Source organism: Blautia sp. MSJ-9, assembly GCF_018919065.1.
Taxonomy (GTDB): Bacteria; Bacillota; Clostridia; order Lachnospirales; family Lachnospiraceae; genus Blautia_A.
In genome coordinates, this window is the sequence record NZ_JAHLQG010000053.1 from 69,822 (window position 1) to 91,605 (window position 21,784).

Annotated in this window: 18 protein-coding genes and 1 tRNA gene; 4 read left to right on the forward strand and 15 right to left on the reverse strand. The window is 41.5% G+C overall.

Going from position 1 to position 21,784, the window contains the following annotated elements; genetic code table 11:
• Positions 1 to 53: 53 nt before the first annotated feature.
• The gene (locus KQI87_RS15155) at positions 54 to 467 is read right to left on the reverse strand and encodes an ATP-binding protein (protein ID WP_334300750.1); all 414 of its coding nucleotides are present in this window, start codon (positions 465 to 467) and stop codon (positions 54 to 56) included.
• 65 nt (positions 468 to 532) lie between these two features.
• Positions 533 to 835: an STAS domain-containing protein gene (locus tag KQI87_RS15160; RefSeq protein WP_216460841.1), complete on the reverse strand. Its 303-nt coding sequence runs from the start codon at positions 833 to 835 to the stop codon at positions 533 to 535.
• Between the two features lie 285 nt (positions 836 to 1,120).
• Here KQI87_RS15160 and KQI87_RS15165 point away from each other — a divergent pair, with 285 nt between their 5' ends.
• Complete coding sequence (locus tag KQI87_RS15165; protein ID WP_216460842.1) at positions 1,121 to 1,765, forward strand: orotate phosphoribosyltransferase; 645 nt, start codon at positions 1,121 to 1,123, stop codon at positions 1,763 to 1,765.
• A 289-nt stretch (positions 1,766 to 2,054) separates the two neighbouring features.
• Here KQI87_RS15165 and KQI87_RS15170 read toward each other — a convergent pair.
• A tRNA-Gln gene (locus tag KQI87_RS15170) sits at positions 2,055 to 2,126 on the reverse strand.
• 438 nt (positions 2,127 to 2,564) lie between these two features.
• On the opposite strand from KQI87_RS15170, the gene KQI87_RS15175 reads away from it, so the two are divergent.
• Complete coding sequence (locus KQI87_RS15175) at positions 2,565 to 4,028, forward strand: nicotinate phosphoribosyltransferase (RefSeq protein WP_216460843.1); 1,464 nt, start codon at positions 2,565 to 2,567, stop codon at positions 4,026 to 4,028.
• 64 nt (positions 4,029 to 4,092) lie between these two features.
• Positions 4,093 to 4,665: a M15 family metallopeptidase gene (locus KQI87_RS15180; RefSeq protein WP_216460844.1), complete on the forward strand. Its 573-nt coding sequence runs from the start codon at positions 4,093 to 4,095 to the stop codon at positions 4,663 to 4,665.
• Between the two features lie 81 nt (positions 4,666 to 4,746).
• Here the strand turns inward: KQI87_RS15180 and KQI87_RS15185 are convergent, their stop codons facing one another.
• From KQI87_RS15185 to KQI87_RS15230, 10 genes are all read right to left on the reverse strand, one after another.
• Positions 4,747 to 5,949 carry a metallophosphoesterase gene (locus KQI87_RS15185; protein ID WP_216460845.1) on the reverse strand — a complete coding sequence of 401 codons (1,203 nt, stop codon included), beginning with the start codon at positions 5,947 to 5,949 and terminating at the stop codon, positions 4,747 to 4,749.
• Positions 5,946 to 6,191: a hypothetical protein gene (locus KQI87_RS15190; protein ID WP_216460846.1), complete on the reverse strand. Its 246-nt coding sequence runs from the start codon at positions 6,189 to 6,191 to the stop codon at positions 5,946 to 5,948. The genes KQI87_RS15185 and KQI87_RS15190 overlap by 4 nt, the downstream gene beginning before the upstream one ends.
• Positions 6,192 to 6,432: 241 nt before the next feature.
• A complete protein-coding gene (spoVT, locus tag KQI87_RS15195; RefSeq protein WP_216460847.1) occupies positions 6,433 to 6,981 on the reverse strand; it encodes a stage V sporulation protein T in 549 nt (182 codons plus the stop codon).
• 157 nt (positions 6,982 to 7,138) lie between these two features.
• Complete coding sequence (locus KQI87_RS15200) at positions 7,139 to 10,486, reverse strand: DEAD/DEAH box helicase (RefSeq protein ID WP_216460848.1); 3,348 nt, start codon at positions 10,484 to 10,486, stop codon at positions 7,139 to 7,141.
• Between the two features lie 99 nt (positions 10,487 to 10,585).
• Positions 10,586 to 12,610, reverse strand: coding sequence for a beta-galactosidase (locus KQI87_RS15205; RefSeq protein ID WP_216460849.1), 2,025 nt, complete (start codon positions 12,608 to 12,610; stop codon positions 10,586 to 10,588).
• 177 nt (positions 12,611 to 12,787) lie between these two features.
• On the reverse strand, positions 12,788 to 13,564 hold the full coding sequence (locus KQI87_RS15210; protein WP_253292550.1) for a TraX family protein: 777 nt from the start codon (positions 13,562 to 13,564) through the stop codon (positions 12,788 to 12,790).
• A 4-nt stretch (positions 13,565 to 13,568) separates the two neighbouring features.
• Positions 13,569 to 14,423 carry a sugar ABC transporter permease gene (locus tag KQI87_RS15215; RefSeq protein ID WP_216460850.1) on the reverse strand — a complete coding sequence of 285 codons (855 nt, stop codon included), beginning with the start codon at positions 14,421 to 14,423 and terminating at the stop codon, positions 13,569 to 13,571.
• Positions 14,423 to 15,883, reverse strand: coding sequence for a carbohydrate ABC transporter permease (locus KQI87_RS15220; protein ID WP_216460851.1), 1,461 nt, complete (start codon positions 15,881 to 15,883; stop codon positions 14,423 to 14,425). Before KQI87_RS15220 ends, KQI87_RS15215 begins: the two co-directional genes overlap by 1 nt.
• Positions 15,884 to 16,148: 265 nt before the next feature.
• Entirely contained in the window at positions 16,149 to 17,414 is a 1,266-nt protein-coding gene (locus KQI87_RS15225; protein WP_216460852.1) for an extracellular solute-binding protein, read from the reverse strand.
• 499 nt (positions 17,415 to 17,913) lie between these two features.
• Positions 17,914 to 18,921: a LacI family DNA-binding transcriptional regulator gene (locus tag KQI87_RS15230; RefSeq protein ID WP_216460853.1), complete on the reverse strand. Its 1,008-nt coding sequence runs from the start codon at positions 18,919 to 18,921 to the stop codon at positions 17,914 to 17,916.
• Between the two features lie 448 nt (positions 18,922 to 19,369).
• Here KQI87_RS15230 and trhA point away from each other — a divergent pair, with 448 nt between their 5' ends.
• Positions 19,370 to 20,032: a PAQR family membrane homeostasis protein TrhA gene (trhA, locus tag KQI87_RS15235; protein ID WP_216460854.1), complete on the forward strand. Its 663-nt coding sequence runs from the start codon at positions 19,370 to 19,372 to the stop codon at positions 20,030 to 20,032.
• A 190-nt stretch (positions 20,033 to 20,222) separates the two neighbouring features.
• Here the strand turns inward: trhA and KQI87_RS15240 are convergent, their stop codons facing one another.
• Positions 20,223 to 21,194 carry a hypothetical protein gene (locus KQI87_RS15240; RefSeq protein ID WP_253292551.1) on the reverse strand — a complete coding sequence of 324 codons (972 nt, stop codon included), beginning with the start codon at positions 21,192 to 21,194 and terminating at the stop codon, positions 20,223 to 20,225.
• Positions 21,195 to 21,241: 47 nt separating this feature from the next.
• Positions 21,242 to 21,484: a GIY-YIG nuclease family protein gene (locus KQI87_RS15245; protein WP_216460855.1), complete on the reverse strand. Its 243-nt coding sequence runs from the start codon at positions 21,482 to 21,484 to the stop codon at positions 21,242 to 21,244.
• Positions 21,485 to 21,784 lie beyond the last annotated feature (300 nt).

Here is a 21,784-nt window from a genome sequence, read left to right on the forward strand (position 1 = left end):
CCTTTACTTAAATTTTTTCTGATACTTGTTGTCAGGCGAGTCAAACATACAAATTATAAATCTTTTATCAGTTTCAAAATATTCTGTCCGTCTACATATTCATATAAAACTTCATCCATCATTTCCTTAACCAGAAAAATCCCCAATCCACCAATTTTTCTTTCTTCTATATCCAGGGTAACATCCGGATCTTTATTTTCTAACGGATTATAAGGAATACCTCTGTCTATAAAAACCAGTTCCAGTCTCTTTGGAGAATCTTCTATCTCAACCTGTACCGTTGCCTCTCCACTTCCTGGTGCATAAGCATAATACGCAATATTGCTGAATATCTCATCTATCACAATATCAATCTCCATCTGCACTTTCATAGAGCATTCATTTTTTTCCAATATAGAATTCACAAAATCAGTAACTAACACTATATTTTCTATTTTGGCTTCTGCTGTAATACTTTTCAAATTCACTTCTCCTCCTTCACAATATTCTAAAAAAGGATTCTGTTATAACTCCAGAATCCCCTTTTTTGTATTTATTCGATTGTCAGTATGTCTACAAAACCTGTGATCTCAAACACTTCCTGTATAACATCACTGACATGGATCAATTTCATACTTCCTTTTGCATTCATAAGTTTCTGCATCTTCAGAATGACACGCAGACCAGCCGATGAAATATATTCAAGCCTTGCAAAATCAAGTACAAGCTCCTGCGTATTCGCTAATTCTTTCCCGGCAAAAGCATCCAGTTCCGGAGCTGTTGCTGTATCTAATCTTCCGGTCAGAAATACTGTATCCTTTGTTCCTTCATTTTTCTTTTCGATTGTTAAGCTCATTGTTTCTCCCTCCATTTTCAGATGATTGGGCAATTATAATTTCTTATAATACTTGTTCTAAGTATATCATTTATATATTAAATCTGAAAAGTACTTTTTATTATTATTTAGAGTTTCTCATTTGCATTTTCTCAATATTTTGGTAATTATTTAACAATTTCCGCAAATACTTTATATTTTCTTATTTATTTCATACAATATTATTTATTTTTTCCTCATGTGATGGTACAATACAAAAAAAGCTAATGTACGGAAAGTACCATGCTTTACAAGGGAGGTTTTATTATGAATCAGGAAAACATGACAAAAGTCTATGCCAACAGCGACAGTCGTATTCAGCTTAAGGTAATTCCAGGACATTTCGTAACATCTCAGTCCCATATCACGCATTACCTTGATCTCACAACCATGAAATCAAGAACTGCAGAAGCCCAGCGTATTGCACACGAACTTGCTTCCAATTATGAAGTTTCTACTCCAATTGATACTATCATCTGCATGGACGGACTGGAAGTAATTGGTGCATATCTTTCAGAAGAACTTACCAAAGCCGGAATCTTCTCCATGAACGCACACCAGACAATTTACGTGATCACACCTGAATTCGGTAATTCCGGACAACTTATCTTCCGTGATAATTATCAGCCAATGATCAAGGGTAAAAATATCCTAATCCTGAACGGTTCAATTACTACCGGTTCCACTTTGTCCAAAACAATTGAAAGTGTCCTTTATTATGGTGGAATTATCCGTGGTGTTGCAGCTATTTTCAGCAGAGTAGAAAGCGTTGCTTCTCTCCCTGTACATGCCATTTTCAACGCCAAAGATGTACCGAATTACCATTCCTATCCATCCAACAACTGTCCAATGTGCCAGAAAAAACAGAAAATTGACGCACTGGTCAGCGGTTATGGATATTCTGCATTGTAGAAAAACATCCTAAAACAGAATTTGTTTCTTAAAAATAAAACTATCCTGAACAAGCAACAAAGCCAAACAGCCTTGTACTTGTCAGGATAGTTTCTTTCTTATATTTTATTTCTTTATCGTGCCATTCGGTAAATCTCCGCCATATCACTCTGACAAAGCACTTTTGCAGATCCCAGGCAAGGCGAGTAACCCATAACATACTTTATCTTTTCTACAATTTGAATATAAATTACAAGCATTTTTCTTTCTATACGCCAAAAAGCACCTCTTATTGAGGTGCCTCATGTAGCAGGGCTACAAGGATTCGAACCTTGAACTGACGGAGTCAGAGTCCGTTGCCTTACCGTTTGGCGATAGCCCTTTATATTTTGTTTTCGCTACTTCGTTCGCGACAATGAGTATTATATATTAGTCTTCCGGAAAATGCAACCCCTTTTTTGAAATTTTTTTTATTTTTTTTATTTTTCTTCAAAAAAGCGAAAATACCGCCTATTTCAGGGACTTTTTTTATGTATTCCGGGTAAAATTATGCTATAATCAAGAAAACCTTGCTGCATTCACTTAGGATTAACAATTCATCATTCTATGATGACCATAGAACTGCAGCCGAAATTCTTCAGTGCTTCATTCCCTGACTGGTTCCGTGATATAATACGGTTTCCCCAACCTTATTAGTTGAAGTGCTGACACTCATTCTCGTCTGCGTACAAAAAACGACGAAAATATTAAAAAAGAAATTTTAATAATAATACGCTCTTTACAATGAGACATTATTATTAACAAAAAAGGAGAGCTTATTATGAGAGCAAATAACCTTACTCTGCTCACAGACCTTTATGAACTTACTATGATGCAGGGCTACTTTAAGAATCCGACAAATCAGACCGTTATCTTTGATATGTTCTATCGTATCAACCCATGCGGCGGCGCATTCGCCATCACTGCCGGACTGGAACAGATGATCGAATATATTGAGAATCTCCATTTCACAGACGAAGATATCGAATATCTGAGAAGCCTGAATATTTTTGAGGATGACTTCCTTGAATATTTAAGAAACTTCGAATTCACAGGTGATATCTATGCAATCCCTGAAGGAACTGTTGTATTCCCAAGAGAACCTCTTGTAAAAGTTGTTGCGCCGATCATGGAAGCACAGCTTGTAGAAACTGCCATTCTGAACATCATCAACCACCAGAGCCTTATCGCCACCAAAGCAGCCCGTGTCTGCTACGCAGCAAAAGGCGATGCGATCATGGAATTTGGCCTTCGACGTGCTCAGGGACCGGATGCCGGTATCTTTGGCGCCCGTGCCGCAGTCATCGGCGGATGTGCCGGTACTTCCTGCGTTCTCACAGGCAAAATGTTCGATGTACCGGTTCTTGGAACTCACGCACACAGCTGGATCATGAGCTTCCCGGATGAATATACCGCATTCAAAACCTATGCAAAACTTTATCCAAACGCATGCACCTTACTGGTAGACACTTACGATGTTCTGAAATCCGGTGTTCCGAATGCGATCCGCGTATTCGAAGAAATGCGAGAAGAGGGTATTCCACTTACCAGATACGGCATCCGTATCGACAGTGGTGACCTTGCTTACCTTTCCAAAGAAGCATACAAGATGCTTGCTGCTGCCGGATTTGACGATGCGATCATCTCCGCTTCCAGTGATCTGGATGAATACCTGATCGACAGCCTGAAAGCTCAGGATGCCAAGATCAACTCCTGGGGTGTCGGAACTAAACTTATCACTTCCGATGATAACCCGGCATTTGGCGGTGTATACAAACTTGCTGCAGTTAAAGACGCCGACAGCACAGAATTCACACCTAAGATCAAACTTTCCGAGAATACTGAAAAAGTTACCAACCCTGGAAATAAAACCGTATACCGTCTCTACAGCAAGAAAACCGGCAAGATCAAAGCGGACCTTATCTGCCTTACTGATGAGAAATTAGATGCGGACGAGAATATGGTTCTCTTTGACCCGATCGATACATGGAAAAAGACCAAAGTTCTGGGTGGAACTTATGAAATCCGTGAACTTCTCGTTCCGGTTATCAAAAAGGGTAAACGTGTCTACGAATCTCCATCTGTTATGGAACTCCGTGACTACTGCCAGAAAGAGCAGAATACTCTCTGGGATGAATCCAGACGTTTCGCAAATCCGCAGAAAGTCTATGTAGACCTGTCCCAGAAACTATGGGAACTGAAAAAAGACCTGCTTGAAGAAATGAGTGAGAAATCTCTCGACTGATAAAATAATCCACATAAAAGCCCCCATTCCCTCATAGACATAAAAGGGAAAGGGGGCTTTTCTTATGAATCTGTATACTCGTCTGATCAACAAAGACCATCCTCTGCCACCAGACTATGTTCCTGAAAATCTGACTGACATCGGGATTCCATTTGATGCACCCTGCGGAGATTCCAAACGGCTTCTGGAAATCCGCACCGCCCATGCAGTGCTTACACTGATACAGGCAGCACAGAAAGAGTCTCTGGTCATTACCGGAGTCTCCGGCTACCGTTCCTACAAACGCCAGCAGAAACTCTCCACCGGGAATCCTTACGTCGCAGCTCCGGGCACCAGTGAACACCAGAGCGGACTCGCACTGGACGTCTCATGTCCATCAATTCAATACCAGCTCATCCCGGAATTTGCTGAAACCCCTGAGGGAAAATGGCTCAAACGAAATGCTTCTCTCTACGGCTTCATTATCCGCTACCCTGCAAACAAAGAATCCGTCACAGGTATCCCCTGGGAACCTTGGCATATCCGCTATGTAACCCGTCCACTTGCCGGGTGCCTCACACTGACCGGACTTACTCTTGAAGAATACTACTCTACTTTTGGTGCTCCTTTACAAAATCCCGAACCAAAACTTCCATAAATCAAAAGCTACGATTTCTATTCTTTGTCATGACTTAACTACTATAATTATCAATTTACTCCGACAATCTTTTTCACACGATCACTTAAAATGTATCATAATATCACAGATCTCGCTTTTCGTGCCAACACGCATGTTTGGTCCGAAAAGCCCTACCCCGGAGGTAACAATACTGTGCATATTATCTTTTTTCAAATATCCACATGCATTCTCCCACATCAGCTTAATCGTAAGATTTCCCGGGAAAAGCTGTCCGTCATGGGTATGTCCACACAGATCCGCATCCACGCCTGCATCCGCCAGCTCCTGCAGTTCTCTCGGCTCATGATCGATCACCAGCACTGGCAATGACAGATCCATATCTGCCGTAATCTCCTGCGGACTCTTTCTCTCATCAATCCCACGTCCCGGTCTCTCATAATCCGGTCTTCCATACAGATAAAAAGAATTATCAATCAACGCATACTCATCTCTGAGAAGTGTAATTCCTGCTTTTTCCAGAAACTTATCCATCTTCACAGAGCTCTCTTTCTTCTCCTTACCGCCAAAAGTAAATCCCGCCAGAATTTTCTCCTGAATATCATGATTTCCATAACATGCATATACACCATACTTTGACTGAATCCCTCTCAGGATCGCCGCCAGTCTGTCCGGATTCTCCAGTGCCTCATATTCATTGTCAAAAATATCTCCGGCAACCACGACCAGATCCGGGTTCTGCGCATTGATCTTCTCCACCATCTTCTCCATATGGCGGCAGCCGATATTATATCCCAGATGAAGATCTGCGATCAGCACCACATTCAGCGAGTCCAGATTCCCCGCTTTCTTATCAATGGAAATATCATACTTCGTTGTCTGTATATTTCCTGCATTGATCATTCCATAAATACTGACCGTCGTAATAATCACCGCACAGACCACTCCCACTACAGCAGTTCCCACATTTCCAAAAAGCAATGCTCTGCCCGGAAAATTCAGATTCTTCAGAGGATACTTCAATAATAATCTCAAACCATCCGCAATTCCCACCGTCATGATCGTATATACCAGCACGCCGAGCCAGTAGTTACTCAGAAGCTTCATACATCTCCGAAATCCCGAAGCCGGCGCCATAAACGCAATCAATATACTGAACACTACAAACAAATAGATAAGTCCAATTCCTCTGCATACCCACACATTCTGGAAAACGACGTGCAATACCCGTATCCAGTTCAGGGTTCTCAGCAGAATATAGATACACACCAGCAGATAAACCGGTGCCAGATAGATTGCTATCATATATTCATTTCTCCTCTCCGTTGTTCTTTACCAGGCAAATACCCCTCTGCGCCTTCCTGTGTTTCACCTTCCAAAGCTTTGTCTACCGCAGTTGTTGCCCTCTCTCTGTAAATGCTTGGCATGAAATTCATGGTAAACTCCGCCCCGATAAAGGATGCCAGCATACACACTGCCAAAAGCAGAATATAATGCTTCTTCACAATCTGCCAGGCATTTTTCTTCATTTCTTTTCTCGTTTTCATGATATCTCCTCAACGTATAAATCATTTTGAAAACAATTCATCAACTTTATAACTGTTCCTTTATTATACAAAAAAGAATCTCCAGTTGCTACCATTCGCTCCTGAAGATTCTCTTAATTTATTATGAAGATTTATACTCATTTACATCTATTCTGCAATATTTTTGATATGATCATATTCGAACTTTAAAGTAACTTCTACTTATCCTTCTGTTTCATATAAACCATATATTGCAACGCACTTACTGTTCCATCTGCCGTCCCAGAAAACCACTTGCAGTCCTGATCAGCATTTTTTCTGATTCACCCATCACATCTCTCTCGTTCTTCCCCAGAAGAAGTACTGATCCCACAGCGTCCCCTGCACTGATGATCGGCTGCATGATCTGGGAATACAGCGGTTCTCTCTGCTCCTGCGTCACCGGAATCCTGCTTCTGTCATTCCCATTGGCAAACACTGAACCTCTCTCTGAAATCGTTTCCTCAAGAGCCTTACTGATCGGCTTTCCCACATATTCTCTGCTTCCCTGTCCTGCTGCCGCAACTACCTGATCATGATCCGTAATGCAGGCCACCATCCCACTGGACTGTGCCAGCGCCTCCGCATATTCCTTTGCAAAAACATTCAGCTCCCCGATAGGTGAATACTTTTTCAGAATAATCTCACCCTCCCGGTCTGTAAAAATCTCCAGCGGAGTTCCTTCTTTTATCCGTAATGTTCTTCTGATTTCCTTAGGAATGACCACACGTCCCAGGTCATCAATACGCCGAACGATTCCTGTAGCTTTCATGCACTTTTCTTCCTCCTGTTTTTCTTTTTATCGAAGTTTACTGTCTTTGTATCCTTCAGTTTCCATATCATGTGTTGTATGGTTATTATGTGGAAAAAGCAGGGAGAATATACATCTCTGTATTTACAAAAAATGCCATTTAACAGCAGCCAAGCAGCTATTTTCCGGAAAGTAATTCCATCAGTTCCTCTCTGGTGAAACTGCCACCGTTCAGTCCTTCGCCCTCCAGGATCTGATCCGCCAGTTCCCTTTTCTTTTCCTGCAGTTTCACGATATTTTCTTCAATCGTATCCTTCACGATCAGCTTATATACATTCACTACATTCTTCTGACCGATTCGGTGTGCTCTGTCCGTTGCCTGATTCTGCACTGCCAGGTTCCACCACGGATCAAAATGGATTACAATATCTGCTGCGGTCAGATTCAGTCCGGTTCCTCCTGCTTTTAGAGAAACGCAAAATACCTGCGTCTCATCTTTATTAAAGTTCTCTACCATCTGCGCACGTTTCTCCCTGTTTGTAGAACCAGTCAGCATATAATAGCTGATTTTCTCTTGTTCAAGACGTTTCGCAAGATGGTCCAGCATAGTTGTAAACTGCGAAAACAGCAGAATCTTATGTCCACTCTCCACTGCATTGCTGATCATATTCAGACACATATCTACTTTTGCAGAATCGTCTTTGTAATCTGCGAAAACAAGAGACGGATCACAACAGATCTGACGCAATTTTGTCAGCTCCGCCAGAATTGTAATCTTTGAAGTCTTAAATTCCTCTTCTGACTGCTTATCCAGCATCAGCATCATACGTTTCACATGTGCATCATAGAGCTTCTGCTGCTCTCCTGTAAGCTGCACGAACATATTCTCTTCCAGCTTATCCGGCAAATCTGTAAGCACTTCTTTCTTCAATCTCCGAAGTACAAACGGCCGGATCATTTTCTGCAGGCGCTTCATGGCATCTTCATCAGAATTCTGAACTGCCGGGATTTCCACCTCTTCACGAAACTTCTTATAACTGTAAAGAAAACCAGGCATCAAATAATCAAATATACTCCACAGCTCACTCAAACGATTCTCCACCGGAGTTCCGGTAAGCGCCAGTCTGAAGTCTGCCTGAACCTCTTTTACCACTTTCGCAGCCTGAGTATTTGCATTCTTGATATACTGAGCTTCATCAATAATCTCACATCGGAACTTATACTTCTCATATTCACTGATGTCTCTTTTCAGCAGATCATAGGAAGTCAGAAGAATATCTTCAGAGTCTGCCCCTGCCAGAATCTTTCTTCGCTCTGTCGCAGTTCCTGTCACCATCTTCGCTGTCAGCTCCGGCGCAAATCTCTGAATCTCACTGCTCCAGTTATAGACCAAAGATGCAGGAGCTACAATCAAAGCATTTCTCTGCTTCTTTTCATATTGCTCATTTACATCCCCTACTGTATCATTTTCCAGTCCAGCTTCATTCTCCATCATATGAACATTTCTTTCCAGAAATTCCGACAGCAGAAATGCAATTACCTGTAGCGTTTTTCCAAGTCCCATATCATCCGCAAGTATCCCGCCAAATCCATTATAATTCAATGTCTTAATCCACAGAAATCCTCGCTTCTGATACTCCCGCAAAATTTTATCCAGACTCTCCGGCACTTCGAAATCATTGTCCTCGACAGTCTTCATGTTTCTCACCAGTGACCGGAATGCTTTATCCTTTACTGTCGCTACAAAAGGACTCTCCTTCAGCTGTCCGTCCAGATAAAGTGCCCTGTACTTCTGCACTTCGATCGCATCCTGCTTCATCTGCTTATCTGTAAGCTGAAGTCCTGTCTTTAACTCTGCAACTGTATCAAGTCCTGAATCCTCAGCATTAATAAAAGATCCATCCTTCAAACGATAGAATTTCTTTTTCCTGTTATAGCGGGAAAGAATATCGATCAGTTCATCCTTCGACATTTCCCCTGCAGTTAATGTCAGTTCCAGTAAATTTCCGTTCAAAGAAACTCCTACCGTAATCTTAGGTGCAGACTTTATCTCCATTCGTTTCAAAGCTTCTGAAACAAATACCTCTCCAAGCGCCTGCATTGCCGGAATTCCGTACATTAACAGATCATATACCATTTCATCGTCATCCACGATTGCAGAACTCTGCGTATCAGGATCAAATGCATTGGAATACTCATGAATAACCTTACGAAGTACTGCTTCCTTCGCCATATCACGCATAGCAATCTCTTCCGTTGTATACAGAGAAATCTGTTTTTCCCCATAATAAACCTCAGGTCTGCAGGTGATCATATTTTCCTGCGGTGCATCCAGATAAATCTTAAATTCCGGTTCCAGCATTCCATAATCTGCCGGGTCAAAGTTCTTTACCTCACATTCATAAAATTCCTGAAGAACTGGCAGAAGATCCTTGCAGAAGGCCGGAACATCACTATTCGAAATGAATGCACGCTCTCCCCTCACTGCAGTCATACTATCCATAAAGTCCGCAACAGGCAAAAGATCTTCTGCATTCTCTACGAAAATCCATCCGCCATAGAAATAAATCCGATACTTTTCAGTAATTCCTGCACTGAGAAATTTACTCACGCTCAATTCAATTCCCTGCTCAGAGCCTGTAATTTTTATTTTTCTCGGCAGATGTTTCGTAGTAATCTGCCACTCCCGGCAATATTCACCAACAGCCTCTCCGTTCAAAGTTCTTCCCTCCATCAGAAGCAAAAACTCCGCCAGTTCATTTCCCTTTAGACTTATATGTCTTGTTTTCTCCATCGAACTGCCATAATATCCATACAAAGAACCAGGCCGGTAAAGTGCTTTATGATCCTGCACCCATTTCCGTATAAACTTCACCAGCGGTCTCGACTCTTCATCAAAAGATTCCTCCGTATGAACAAACTGCAGATTCTTACCATATTTATAATTTTCCTGATCCGCCATTGCCTGGTCAAAGGTAAACACATCCTTCAATACATACAGTTTACCTGCTCCGATCTTAAACTCCACATAGAAGTTTCTGCCATCAAATGTAAAAGACGGCTCAAGTCTTACCTTTCCATAAGTACTCTCCTGGATCAGCGGCAATGATTTTGCAACAGCCTGTTTCTGCAGAAGCTGCGCCAGTTCCGGAGTGGTACGCATCTTCATACCCTTTTTTACGCCATTCATCTGCTCCAGATTTTCACGGACAATAGCCTTTCTCTGTTCCACCACATAATTATTATATTCCAACAGAACTGCTACACAATGCTTACAGATTCCACTATATTCTCCATATGCCGGGCAGTCACAATAACTACTTTCTATTTCATTTTCTTCTTTATTTACGGATATATCCACTTCATAAATATTTCTGCCGCTGCCCTGCACGGAAGCAATGATTTCGTCACTTGCTCCTACATCCTGTATATCCATATCCAGAACTTTTCCGGTCCGGTAAATATCCTGGCCTCTGACATAAGATGCCGCACCTGACAGATATTTAATTTGCGCTTTTGAAATCATACTTTTTTGCCTTTCCCTGAGTAAAAAAAGAACCCCTCCACCAGGCAGCCTCAATCTCTGCTTAAAGTGAAGGGATTTCCTCATCCATCGCTATTTATTTTACACGATAACCTTTGCAACTGCAAGACCATAAACTTTCAATTCATCGCTTCCATTACCATAGATCCAGCTTACCTCGCCTTCCGGTACCGGAAGTTCTGCGCTTTCTGTTCCGAAGTTCTGGTAAATATAGTATTTTGCATTTTCATTCTCTCTCACTGTGATCTCCAGTGCATCCGGGATTTCTCCTTTGATTCCACTGGAAACGCCGCTGTCTTTCAGCACTTTTCCAAGGAAGTCACTGTAGAACTCTTTATCAGCATCTGCTGCCACATACCATGCTTTACCCTTGCCATATTCATTCACCGTCAGGCAGGAAGTTCCTTCATAGAAATCACTTCCGTAAGTCATTAATGTACGTGCTCCGCGAAGCTCCACAAGATCACACAGATACTTACATGTATAAGTCTTATCCAGACCAAGTTCATTACTCTCTACAGGAACAAAAGAGTTCTCTTCCCAGTCATAAAGACCATCAATCTCAGCACTTCTGATTCCCAGTACATCCATCAGGCCATGTGGTGTTCCTTCCAGATAGCATCTGTCTGTGTCATCTGCGATTCCTGACCAGTAACTTGTGATCAGTGTACCGCCGTTTTCTACAAACGCACGAACCTTTTCTGCAAAACCTTCCTTAAACATATAAACCATCGGCAGAGCCAGTACTTTATATTTGTCCAGATCACAGGTCATATCGATCAAATCTACGTTAACACCCTGTTTACGGAAACCTCTGTAGAATTTCAGCATGGCTTCCAGATAATGAAGGCCTTTATTTCTCGGTCCCTGGCTGTCCTCCATAGCCCACTGGCTGTCCCAGTCATAGATCATAGCCACCTGACTGCTCATAGTTGTTCCTGTCAGTTCCTGCAATTCTTTTAAAGCTGCTCCAACTTCAGAAACCTCTTTAAATACTCTTGTATCCTTCCCGCCGTAATGGTCGATCACTGCTCCGTGGAACTTCTCGGAAGCACCTCTGCTCTGACGAATCTGGAAGTAAAGAGATGCATCACTTCCGTGTGCAATTGCCTGCATAGACTGTGCGAAAAGCATTCCCGGTTTCTTCAACTTACTGACGCTCTGCCAGTTAGTAGAGCTCGGGCAGGACTCCATCTGTAAAAATGGCTTGTCCTTCAGGGAACGCATCAGGTCATGGCACATACCATTGTCATAAGCAGTATCGATCAGTGCTTCTTTATGCCACGTCGGATAAGTATCCCAGGAAACCACATCAATTTCTTTCGCAATCTTAAAGTAATCCAGACCGCCAAAATAATGCATCAGATTTGCAGTTGTCGGCAGCTCACTTCCGCCATCTCTCAGTGCTGCGATTTCATGGTGAATAAAGTCTGCTGTCTGATGAGTGACAAATCTCTTCCAGTCCAGATTCAGTGCATGAAGCTGAGTCTCACCAATCTTAGACGGACTTTCAATCTGGTCAAAGCTGTTATAAGTATGGCTCCAGAAAGTGGTACACCACTGATCATTCAGATTCTCAATGGTCTGATATTTCTCTCTCAGCCAGTTACGGAATGCCTCCTGACAAAGCGGGCAGTGGCATTCTCCACCGTATTCATTGGAAATATGCCACAGGATCACACCCGGATGTGTAGCAATTTCCTCTGCCATTTTTTTGTTAATGATATGGATCTTCTCTCTGTAAACCGGAGAAGTATAGCAGTGATTATGTCTGAATCCAAACAGTGCTCTGTGGCGTGTCTCATCTACACGAAGTACTTCCGGATATTTATCAGCCATCCATTTCGGTCTTGCACCAGATGGTGTAGACAGGATTGTGGAAATTCCTCTCTTATAAAGTTTATCAATGATCTCCTGCAGCCATCCAAAGTTAAATACGCCTTCTTCCGGTTCCAGTGTAGACCAGGAAAACATTCCCACACTTACTACATTGCAGCCGGATTCTTCCAGCATCTCAATATCTTTTTCCAGAATGTCCGGTCTCTTTAACCACTGCTCAGGATTGTAGTCGCCGCCATGGAGCAGCTTGTCAGTTCTAAAGTCCATACTTGTTCTCCTCTTTAAATCTCTATTCTCAGTCGTTTTCTCTTTCGTTATCATATTTAAGATTATTGCTCACTCCATTTACCCAATGTCAGGATATTGATTTGTGAACAATAACCGTATAAGTTCAAGTATTCATTAATATAGTTTCCGCACTTTTCCCGCAAAAACTATATTTTTTTACAGAACAAATTTCGCAATTACTCCAAGCACCAACAGATGCAAAGGATAAAAAGCATAATAAACATATTTATTGATACGGTCTTTTCTCTCACCGTTGTAGCACCAGATTCCATAGAACGCGATCGGTCCAGTCACATACATCAGACTGATGATGCAGCCCAGCACTGTCTTCAGCACATTTTTTGTATCAAACACATAGAACACTGTCACCAGCAGCACCATGCACAGACCATATTCTGCACGGAAAATACTCACCCACACGATCGCAGCGATCATGATCAGTATCCTCACCATACTGCCTGCAAATCCCGAAGAATTGCTAAACAGTTCCATACATTTCAACATGATCAGGCAGATGCACATCGTGATCATTGCATTCTGACTGGAAAGATCCCACACCTTTCCACATATCGCCAAATCATACGGAATCTCACTGACCAGTGCAGTGATGATCATTGTCAGCAGATATTTCTTATAGTCAGATGTATTGCGAAATCCCTCCACCAGCAGAAACGCAAATACGGGAATCGCCATCCCTCCAATAAGCTGCATGATGGACCCGATTCCCGCAAGTGTCATCAAACGGGAATCCTGGGACATCGCCTGGTTCAGACTTTCCTGCGTGTACTGGTCTAAATGAATCAGTCCTTTTTCAATAACAGCAATTCCAACTGTCTGGATCAGCATGACAATACATGCAAACATCTTCAGCCCATCGGCCGTGATGTCCGGAGTTTTCCAGACGATTCCTCTTCTTCCCGTTGTCATATTCATAATATCAACCTTTTACAGCACCGCCTGTAATTCCTTCCACATAGAATTTCTGCATGATCATAAACAGAATAGAGATCGGTATGGATACCAGTACACCACCAGCACAGAACTGAGTAAAGTAAGAATTGATCAGACTCTTATCCAGCATCTTGTACAGACCAATGGCAACTGTATATTTGGAAGAAATTCCGGCATTCAGGATCATCTTTGCATACACGAAATCCATCCACGGTACCAGGAAACTGCTGATAACTGTATAAACAACGATCGGGCGGCTCATCGGTAGAACCATCTGGAAGAAAATTCTTGCCTCGCTGCATCCGTCGATTCTGGCTGCCTCGCAGAGTGCTCTCGGAACTGTATCAAAGAATCCCTTCGCAATCAGATAACCCAGACCTGATGAAGCAGAATAAACCATGATCAGACCGGCATAGCTGTTTGTCAGGTTAAAGGATTTCAGTGTAAAGTAAACAGCGATCATTGCCAGCATACCAGGAAACAGGTTCAGGATAACTGCCATGTTCATCAGCGGTTTTCTCATCTTAAATCTCATAACAGACGTTGCATAGGCAACCATCAGTACGAACATAGTGGAAATCACACATGTAAAGCATGCGATGATGAATGTATTCAGAAACCACTGTGGAAACTGAGATACAGAATCCGGATGAAACAGTTTCAGGTAATTATTAATGCTCCATTCCTTCGGGAAAAATGTGCTGGTGTTCATTCCTGAATAAGCACTGAAGGAAGTACATACGAGCCAGATGATCGGAACCAGCCAGATAAATGCCAGTACAGCGATCAGTAAGTTATGTAATACTATAGAAGAAGTACGACTATCTTTCATCTTTCTCATTATTGATATGTTCCCTCCTTATCTCCCTTGATCATCCTGTTAAATGCAACCAGGGTGAATATTGCACAGATGATGAACACGATAATACCGATTGCTGATGCCATCTTGTAGTTATAATAATCCTGAGTCAGACGGAACAGCCAGGTAACCAGAAGGTCAACCTCTTTTGCCTGTGAGCTTGCCATTGCCTGGTTTGTTGTTGTATAAACATCCTGTGTGAGCAGATAAATAACATTAAAGTTATTAATATTTTTTACAAAGTCTGTGATCAGAGCAGGTCCTGTTACAAAGAGCAGATATGGCATTGTGATCTTTCTGAATATCTGGAAGTTTGTTGCACCGTCTACTCTTGCACTCTCAAGCTGGTCAGAAGGAAGGTTCATCAGAACACCTGTTGCAATCAGCATCTGATACGGAACACCAATCCAGATATTAATAAGAATGATCATTACATGTGCCCAGCCCGGTGCAGAAAGAAACGGGATGTAACTTGTGGACACAAGTCCTATGCTTCTTAAAAATCCGGTCAGTCCAATACTGTTGCAGATTGTATTGACAATACCTCCATTTGAAAAGAAGTTACGAACCAGCAGAAGTGATACAAACTGCGGAACTGCAATCGTTACGATAAATAAAGTACGCCACATCTTCGGCAGTCTTGTCTTCTTGCTGTTGAGAAGCAGGGAAAGCAGGATACCTCCGATATAAGTTGTAAATGTTGCGAAGAAAGCCCATACAAGTGTCCATCCCAGAACCCGCACAAATGCATATCCGAACGTAGATGTAAGGCCACCGCCGCCAAACAAACTGATAAAGTTACTGAAACCTACCCATGAGAACAACTCAGTAGGAGGCATATGCTGCTGATCATAATTTGTAAATGCTACAAAGATCAGAAGTAAGATTGGGATTAATGTGAAGATCACAACTCCAAGTACCGGAAGTGTCAGTAATGTGATGTGAAACTTCTCTTCTGTCAATGATCTGAGATCTTCTTTAAAAGTATTGATATGCTTTCCCGTTTCTTCCATTTTCTGAAGTGTATAAGCATTGATCACGTTCTTAAACCACACAACTGCCGTTGCAAACCACACAACAAAGCTGAACAATGAGAACAACAGGATGGTGAATGAGTTATCATAATCATTAAACTCACTCTTCATTGTTTTCATGTTAAAGACTTTTTCCATCTTTACAGTACCAAGACTGCCGAATTTCGGCACATACTGCATTGCAAACTTTACTGTGAAAAAGATTACTGCAATCTCCAGTAAAGTCATCAACACTGCTTTTACATACTGTTTACGTTTCGCATATCCTGCTCCCATCCAGATCAGGGAAAGCTTTACGAACGCATCACCTTTTGCTACAGCAGTACCAAAATCAGCAAAAAATCCGCCGATGGCTTTAAAGAAACCACCTACTGCCGCTACAGCAGAATTATTTTCCTGTGCTGCCATGTCTCTCCTCCTCGTTATTTCTTTTTTGTTACTGCCTGTTTTCAGACAGCAACAGTCTTTTCCTTAAAACAGCCCACATGCCGTTATGCATATGGGCCATTTTTCAGAAGCTATATCATATAATTTTTTTATTTTCCAATTATATTCCGCATGTTTTTTATATTTTAGTCAGAAACCTTAAAAATTTTACGTTCTTATTTATGTTCTAACCACTTACTGTTCACTATGTTCTCAGTAATTCAAAGCATGTTTTGTCAGCTCATAATTATTCTACAGGAGCTGTAACACCATCTACCAGGTTATCAAGTGCTTCCTGAATTGCATTGTCATCATCTGCGGATAATGTTCCCTGTGCAACCAGTTCACCAAATGTCTGAGCCGGATCCCAGTATTTTCCGCCAACTTTCTGAGCCTGAGCATATTCAGACTGAGCTGAGAGTGCTGCAAGAGCTACATTTTCCTGAACAGAATCAGAAGCTGCTACATTCTTATTGGAAGGACCACTTTCTCTCTGGTCAAAGAACATCTGCTGGGATTCTTCGTTTGTAAGGTACTCAGCAAGAAGAACTGCCCATCCGGAATTCTCGGAATATCCGTTTACACCAACATATTTGTAACCGGCAACAGATCCCTGCTGAACCTGTTTGTCACCAACTGTAAATGTAGGAAGCTTTGTTGCTGCATATCCGTCACCAAATACATCCTGTGCTGTGATCGCATCCCATGTACCGGAAACGCATGCTACCAGATTACCGGATGCAAGCTGGTTAGACATATCCCCATCAGCAACTGCCATAAATGCTGAATTAGATGTGATATCAAGCATTCCTTTCACTACATCAACACCTGTATATCCGTCAGTACTTGTTCCGTTCCAATCCATAGTTGTTGTTCCGTCATCGTTAAGTCCTGTTGTAAATCCTGCTCCATAGAAGAAGGAAGCATTGTACCATCCGGATGCAAGTGTCATACCGACTTTCTTTCCGGCCTTATCAGCCGCTTCAAGAAGGCTGTCCCAGCTTGCTGCATCTTCTTCGGAAATTACAGATGAATCATAGTAAAGAAAATATCCGTTGTCAGCAGCTCTTGGAAATGCATACAGGCTGCCATCAATTGTTGCTGCATCAATAGCACCTTCAACGTTTGCTGCTTTTACATCATCAAGTGTTGTATCTGCAAGCTGAAGTGCTTCCGCATAATCATCAAGTTTCAGAAGTGCTCCTGCTTTTACAAGATCTGTGAGCTGATCATCTGCGAATGCATATACATCTGCACCAGCCTCTACGTCTGTCAGAATAGTATCTTTTGCAGTAGACTCAGATTCTACGCCAATCTGAATATCAAATTTCTGATCTGCATACTTCTCCTGGAATTTATCTGTCAGTTCTTTTAATAAATCCTGGTCTTCCTCAGCTCCCCATACAGTCAGTTTAATTGTCTCATCCTCTGCTGCGCTTACACATACTGTGCAGGAAAGTGCCATAGCTGCTGCCAGCAACGGTGCGATCACCTTTTTTACATTTTTTCTCATTTTCTCTTCCTCCTGATTTCTGGTGGGTCTGCCCAAACATTCCATCATCCGCTTTTCCGGAATAAACGCTCGTTGTCTTGTCTGCGCAACCGCTTGTTCATGTTTTTAGTATATTCCATTATATCATCAAAGTCAATTAGCCATTATTATCTAATTTCAGTACTGTATTTTTGCTATATTGCACAATTCAGGACTTGATTTTCCGTTTTTCTGCGCAAACATCATCCGCTTTTGTGCAACCGTTTTCACTAAAAACCGCCTGCATGATTCTCCGCCTGCAACGGAACCTCCCATGATACAATATAAAAAGTTCCCTGTTTATTGTTTTCCAATAATACAGAGAACTCTTACGCTCATTTCTAAGTTTTTAACCAAATCAAGTAAATCCCCTGCTTCAATTGTGAAAAGCAATAAGCAGTGGGTGGGGACTTGCTCATAAAATCGACTTCATTTATCCGCGTGACTTACGCCTCAATTTATTATCAGCAGATGTTCCTTTCTACTGTGTCGATTCACGCAGCACTACCTGATAATTTAATGGCAGTATATCTTCTTCCGGATTCTCTCCAAGAATCTTAAGCAGCTTGATACAGGCTATCTTCCCAAGTCTTATTGTATCAAACCGAATACTGGTGATCGGTGGATTATTATATTCCAGATTTTTGCTGTCATACATACTTGCAACTTTTATATCTGCCGGAATCTGTATTTTCTTTTCCCGCAGACTGCTCAGACACATACCGCAGATCACATCATCCATACAGACAATTCCATCTGCCCCTTCCTCGATCAGCTGATTCACCGCCTCAGATACCGCTACCTGATTATCCGCATCCATAAAAATCAGGTGCTCATTTACAGGAACTCCCATCTCCTTATGAGCTTCCAGAAATCCCTGATATCTGCTTCCAGTTACATCGTAAGATTGATTTCCTCCAAGCAGTGCCAGATTCTTAAATCCCTTCATCAGCATAATACTTGTCAGCTCTTTTCCGGCTTCCTGGTTCTTATTGTCCACAAATGGAACCTCCGGATCTGAAGATGGTCCGATCAATATGTATGGTTCCTTACAGTTCTTCAGATATTTCTGAACCTTAGAACTTACTACCGTCCTGCTGACAATGATTCCGTCGACTTTCCGATTTGCTTCCAGCCTTTGTATCTGCGATACATCTTCCCCATCAATCATAGAAATAATAATATCATAATCATAGGAAGATGCCACCTCACAGATTCCATTCATGCAATCTTTAAAAAAAAGGAATTCTGTAGCAACATAATCCTTCGGCATCAGCAGTGCAATATTATAAGTTTTACGCTGTGCCAGTCCCTTTGCCACCACATTAGGCCGGTAATCATGTTCTTTAATAAATGCCTGCACCCTGTCTCTGGTAGCCTGACTGATTCTTCCCTTTCCTGAAATAGCTCTTGATACGGTTGTTTTGCTTACCCCCAGTTCTCGGGCAATGTCTTCAATCGTATATACCTTCTTCTCTTCTGTTTTCATAAAAACACCCCGTTTATCTTTTACGCAACCGATTGCCCATCTTGCTTAGATTTAGCATAGCAAATTCCAGTTTCTATGACAAGCCCCAATTTGACCGAAGCTTTACTCATACTTCCATTATATGATGTTAGGGTCAAAAAGTATTTTTCCCCTAACTTGATATCTACGAATTGCTCCGCTGCTTCGCTGCTCCTGCAATTCTCATTATTTTATTTTGATTTTCAAAATAGGTGCTTGATTTTTTGAATATTTGTGGTATAGTATTCGTATACTTAATATATAGTTTTAATTACTACTTGATATTGTTTTTATTTATATTTGCATGTTAAAACCGAATTTCTGTTAAATTTTCTCAGAACTCCGGCAGGTCAGACAGATATTCACAATCTACATTGTTATCTGATCATAATCTCATTAACATACACCCAAATGAATGGAGGCGTTTACTATGAAATTCAAATTAAAAGATCCAGGAAGTGCGATCACTCATGGCATCGCTCTTCTCCTCGCAGCAGTCGGTGCTGTCCCGCTTATTATCAAAGCGGCACGTTCTTATGATGTGATCCATATCGTAGCATTGAGCATTTTTATCCTTACAATGATCCTGCTTTATGCTGCCAGCACAATCTACCATTCCGTAGACTCTACAGAGAAAGTTAACCGCCGTCTTCGAAAGATGGATCATATGATGATCTTTGTAATGATCGCAGGCAGTTACACTCCGGTGTGCCTCATTGTTCTTCACAATCATATTGGCTATATTTTGTGTGCCCTGGTATGGAGTATTGCGATCCTTGGCATGATCCTAAAAGGATGCTGGATCACCTGCCCGAAATGGTTATCTTCCGTACTGTATATTGGCATGGGATGGCTCTGTGTCCTTGCATTTGTCCCAATCTTTCATGCACTCCCACGTGCTGGTTTTGACTGGCTTCTTGCAGGTGGAATTATTTACACTATCGGCGGTATGATCTATGCTCTGAAAGTTCCGCTTTTCGATTCCAGACACAAGAATTTTGGTTCCCATGAAATTTTTCATATATTTGTGATGCTTGGAAGTGCCTGCCACTTTATCGTAATGTATTTCTTCGTTGCGCCACTGCCTGTCTGACCAACATCATATATAAAAAGATGTCCAGGATAATGATTGACACGTCAATCTTCCCGGACATCTTTTCTATTATCAAGCGGATAAAATCATCCGCTTCGCTGCTTACTCATAACCAAATAACTACTCCGCAATTTATCAGAAGTAACTTACCTCCTGATACAGGCAAATCCTATTTATAAATCTGTTTTTTTCAGACAGCTACTCTTCTCTCAGCATACAGACCATAAGAGCCATAACTTACACCAAAATATCCATAATAACTCTTTGCTTCTGCAAATAATGGATCGTATACCAGACCTCCGATTTCAGCCCAGCAGTGTCCGCTTCCATCTGTTGATGTTGTATCTACGCAGACATATACATTATTGTATCCCAGTGCTTTCGCCAGATACGCAAACGCACATGCATCAGAGAAACAATCTCCGCCCTTTCCGCTCAGGATCAGATAGTCATTAGCATATAATGCCGGCCATGCAGTCTGATTATGGAAAATTCTTTTTGTCTCATAATAATGCTGATACATTACCCATCTGAAACAAGTCTCAAATTTCTGACTCTTTGACATACTTGGTTTGGTAATCGCATTTACCACATTCTTTGCTCTCTGCAGAGTTTCATACTCATATGCTCTTGTAGAATTCATTTTCTTTCCATTTGCATAGTAAAAGCTGCTGCCTTTTTTCCATGCTTCCAGAATTCCTTTTTCTGTGCAGTAATAAGTGGTATTTCCTACTTTAACAGTTTTTGTTCTCAGAACACCTTTATCACTAAAATAGTAATATTTTCCTGAAATCTTCTTTACACCAGTGCAGCGTACTCCATTGGAACCGAAATAATACTTTTTATCATTATATTTAATCCATCCGGTTTTCATAAATCCCTTTGGACTAAAGTAATAAACCTCTCCATGAATCTTTCTCATTCCTGTCAGATACTTGCCATCCTTAAAATATTTCTTATTCTTTGTTCCGTAAGTATACCATCCATTCTTTAACGCAGGTGTTGGTGTTGGCGCAGGTGTTTCAATCGGTGTGATATCTGGAGCCGGAGTCTCAATCGGAATTGGTGTTACTGTAATATCCGGTGTCTCTGCTGCCATAGCCGGAACACTAAGCATCATACAGGCCACACACATGGCAAAGCATTTGGTCATCTTTTTCATTTTCTTTTATCCTCCTGATACAATTTGGGAAAATACAGGCAGCAATATCAGAATTTCATCAGCTCCAGTTTCTTATTTCTGGTAAGCTGTTTAATCTGATACTCTCTTCTCATTGCCTCTTCTTTTGTCAAAAATCCTTCATAATATACAAGCGTAACCGGTCTTTTGGTCTTCGTATATTTTGCGCCGTTCTTTCCCTCATTATGTGCTTTCAGCCTTTTTTGCAGACAATTTGTCCATCCTGTATAAAGGGTTCCGTCTGCACATCTTACAATGTAAGTATAGTTCATTATAATCTCCACTCCCAATGTACCTGTGACAAATACCGTTTAAACCTTAATTTCGGTATTCCACTTATACCATCTGCACTTTCACTGACATAACTTATACTGTCCATCCTGTACACTGATCTATGTAAAGGATAACCGCACATTACCATCTGCAGTCATCCTTATTTCTATAATAAACAGCCGGCATTAAAGCACGTATTTCACCCGGACATATCCACGTCCCCGGATACCTTTTGCAGTATCTGAAGTCATTTTTATGTCAAAAAAGCAGGCAGGGAAACCGACTGCGGATTTTCTTTC

Bases quoted from the DNA above. Each gene is read 5' to 3' on its own strand.
- KQI87_RS15160 (WP_216460841.1), bottom strand. From the start codon at position 835: ATGAGCTTAACAATCGAAAAGAAAAATGAAGGAACAAAGGATACAGTA.
- KQI87_RS15165 (WP_216460842.1), top strand. From the start codon at position 1,121: ATGAATCAGGAAAACATGACAAAAGTCTATGCCAACAGCGACAGTCGT.
- KQI87_RS15175 (WP_216460843.1), top strand. From the start codon at position 2,565: ATGAGAGCAAATAACCTTACTCTGCTCACAGACCTTTATGAACTTACT.
- KQI87_RS15180 (WP_216460844.1), top strand. From the start codon at position 4,093: ATGAATCTGTATACTCGTCTGATCAACAAAGACCATCCTCTGCCACCA.
- KQI87_RS15185 (WP_216460845.1), bottom strand. From the start codon at position 5,949: ATGATAGCAATCTATCTGGCACCGGTTTATCTGCTGGTGTGTATCTAT.
- KQI87_RS15190 (WP_216460846.1), bottom strand. From the start codon at position 6,191: ATGAAAACGAGAAAAGAAATGAAGAAAAATGCCTGGCAGATTGTGAAG.
- spoVT (WP_216460847.1), bottom strand. From the start codon at position 6,981: ATGAAAGCTACAGGAATCGTTCGGCGTATTGATGACCTGGGACGTGTG.
- KQI87_RS15200 (WP_216460848.1), bottom strand. From the start codon at position 10,486: ATGATTTCAAAAGCGCAAATTAAATATCTGTCAGGTGCGGCATCTTAT.
- KQI87_RS15205 (WP_216460849.1), bottom strand. From the start codon at position 12,610: ATGGACTTTAGAACTGACAAGCTGCTCCATGGCGGCGACTACAATCCT.
- KQI87_RS15210 (WP_253292550.1), bottom strand. From the start codon at position 13,564: ATGAATATGACAACGGGAAGAAGAGGAATCGTCTGGAAAACTCCGGAC.
- KQI87_RS15215 (WP_216460850.1), bottom strand. From the start codon at position 14,423: ATGAGAAAGATGAAAGATAGTCGTACTTCTTCTATAGTATTACATAAC.
- KQI87_RS15220 (WP_216460851.1), bottom strand. From the start codon at position 15,883: ATGGCAGCACAGGAAAATAATTCTGCTGTAGCGGCAGTAGGTGGTTTC.
- KQI87_RS15225 (WP_216460852.1), bottom strand. From the start codon at position 17,414: ATGAGAAAAAATGTAAAAAAGGTGATCGCACCGTTGCTGGCAGCAGCT.
- KQI87_RS15230 (WP_216460853.1), bottom strand. From the start codon at position 18,921: ATGAAAACAGAAGAGAAGAAGGTATATACGATTGAAGACATTGCCCGA.
- trhA (WP_216460854.1), top strand. From the start codon at position 19,370: ATGAAATTCAAATTAAAAGATCCAGGAAGTGCGATCACTCATGGCATC.
- KQI87_RS15240 (WP_253292551.1), bottom strand. From the start codon at position 21,194: ATGAAAAAGATGACCAAATGCTTTGCCATGTGTGTGGCCTGTATGATG.
- KQI87_RS15245 (WP_216460855.1), bottom strand. From the start codon at position 21,484: ATGAACTATACTTACATTGTAAGATGTGCAGACGGAACCCTTTATACA.